The following is a 2,287-nucleotide window of genomic DNA, read 5'->3' as shown; positions in this document are numbered from 1 at the left end:
CGTCCGGGCGCGCGAGGTAGCCGGCGCCGACGGGACTCCACGGGATCATTCCGATCCCCTCTCGCTCACACAGCGGGACCATCTCGCGCTCCTCCTCGCGGTACGCGAGGTTGTAGTGGTTCTGCATGGTGGCGAACCGCTCGTACCCCTCGCGGTCGCTCGTGTGGAGCGCCTCGGCGAACTGGTGGGCCCACATCGACGAGGCGCCGAGATACCGCACCTGGCCGCGCCGCACGGCGTCGTCGAGCGCGGCCAGCGTCTCCTCGATCGGCGTGTCGTAATCCCACCGGTGGATCTGATACAGGTCGATCGTCTCCATCCCGAGCCGGTCGAGGCTGTGCGACAGCTCCTGTTCGATCGCCTTCCGCGAGAGCCCGCCCGAGTTCGGGTTCGACTCGTCCATCTCCCCGTACACCTTGGTGGCGACGGTGAACCGGTCGCGGTCGTACTCGGCGAGCACGTCGCCGAGGATCGCCTCGCTCTCGCCGTTCGAATAGACGTTCGCCGTGTCGAAGAACGTGACCCCCAGTTCGATCGCGCGCTCGATCAGCTCTCGCCCCTCCTCCTCGTCGAGCATCCACTCGTGTTCGCTCCCGAAGCTCATGCAGCCGAGCGCGAGGCGGCTCACCGTCGCCCCCGTGTCGCCCAGCGTCGTGTACTCCATACGGGTCGGGGGGCCGCGGGGGACTAAAAAGTCACAGCGCGGGCGGCTCGCCGCGACCGAGGACGATCTCCTGCCCCTCGACATCCTCGAGCGAGGCGACGCGGCCGCCGATGTCGACTCGACCGGTTTCGGTTTCGACGGTCAGCGACGCCACCTCTTCCGTGGCCTCGAATGCGAGGTCGACGACCCGCCCCCTGACGGTCACCGAGTCGCCCGTCTCGATGTCGCGGCCCTCCACGGTCGCGAAGAACTCCTCGCCCTCGAACTCTCGGACGTCCTTGACCGCGCGGCGGATCGAGGCGTAGCGGCGCGGGAACGGACGGGCGGCCCCGTCTGCGGCGAGCGTCTCGGCGGTCGTCCACAGCACGGTGCCGAAGAAGCCAGAGACGAGGAACCCGAGGGCGGAGCGGTTGAAGATGACGCCGTACCGCTCGCGGTCGTCGCGGAGGGCGTCCTGCGTGGCGTACACGGAGTACTCGCCGTCGCCGACGGCGAGGATCGGCGTGGTGATCCCGCGTCGTGCGCGTGCGATGGTCGCAACCTCCAGGTAGTCGAACTCCTCGGGGTCCGGCGCGCGCGCCGCGGGCGTGACGAGGAGTTCGACGCTGACGCCCGCCTGGACCTTCGCCGCGAGCTCGTCGCGGAAGCGACGGAGCAGCCCCGGCGTGAGCGACAGCGCCAGTTCGTACTCGGCGCCGGCGATCACTTCTTCGAGGTACCGGAGGATCGTCGACCGCGACTTCACCAGCGACACCGCCTCGGTCTCGCGGGTGGGCGCGGTGTAGCGGGCCTCGAGCTCGTCGACCATCTCGGTGAACGACGACCGGAGCTCGCCGAACGCGTCCTCCGGGTCGACGGCGACGATCTTCATCGGCCGCGATTCGCGGAGTTCGACGAGCCCGCGGTCGGAAAGGCTTCGGACCGTGTCGTACACGCGCGGCTGCGGGATGTCGGTCCGGTCGGCGATGTCGCTCGCGGTCAACTCGCCGTGTTCCAACACGGCGAGGTACGCGTCGATCTCGTACTCGCCGAGGTTGAATCGGTCCCCGACGCGGTCGAGCGTGCCGCGGAGATCGTCTGTCATGCTCGTGACGAGGCGGTCCTCCGATATAGGTTTTTACTATGAGCCGAGTAGCACGCGTTTTCAGAGCCGCATCCTCCATGTACATGCGATCGTCCGTCCCGTCGAGGGACTCCGACTCCATCGGCGGGACCGGCTCGTCGTCGAGGCGCCGCCGCGAGTCGCTCGCCGCCGGGAGAAACGCTTTTTCGGGTGGGCGACGGCGGTTTCGCTATGGCACAGCCCGGAGGGCTCGTCTCGATCGGGAACTGGATCACGCGGTTCGGGGACGCGCTCCGCGGGATTGTGGGCTCCCCCGGCGGGCGACTGCTGCTGGTGATCCTGTCGGTCGCGGTCGGCGTCCTCGCCTCGAAGTTCCTCGTGCGTCTCATCGGCCGCCCCGTCGCGCGTCGCGTGTCGAGACAGAGCGTCGCGCAGACGATCGTCAGGGGCGTCCGCGTCGGGACGATCGTCATGTCGCTGCTCGTCGGGCTCTGGGCGGGCGGGTTCCGCTTCACCGATCTGCTCGTCGGGACCGCCGTCTTCTCCGCCGTGATCGGGAT

2 protein-coding genes and 1 pseudogene are annotated in these 2,287 nt (G+C 68.8%); 1 reads left to right on the top strand and 2 read right to left on the bottom strand.

Annotated features, from left to right (window positions below):
- A partial coding sequence (locus DJ69_RS11685) for an aldo/keto reductase (protein ID WP_099255770.1) occupies positions 1-664 on the bottom strand: 664 nt, incomplete at its 3' end.
- Positions 665-695: 31 nt separating this feature from the next.
- Positions 696-1,748 (bottom strand): HTH-type sugar sensing transcriptional regulator TrmB, encoded by a 1,053-nt coding sequence (gene trmB, locus DJ69_RS11680; protein ID WP_099255769.1) that lies wholly within the window; start codon positions 1,746-1,748, stop codon positions 696-698.
- Positions 1,749-1,937: 189 nt separating this feature from the next.
- Here trmB and DJ69_RS11675 point away from each other — a divergent pair.
- A pseudogene (locus DJ69_RS11675) lies at positions 1,938-2,287 on the top strand (mechanosensitive ion channel family protein); the annotation flags it as partial.

The organism is Halorubrum persicum (assembly GCF_002727125.1).
Taxonomy (GTDB): domain Archaea; phylum Halobacteriota; class Halobacteria; order Halobacteriales; family Haloferacaceae; genus Halorubrum; species Halorubrum persicum.
This window is presented reverse-complemented; position numbering and strand designations above follow the sequence as displayed.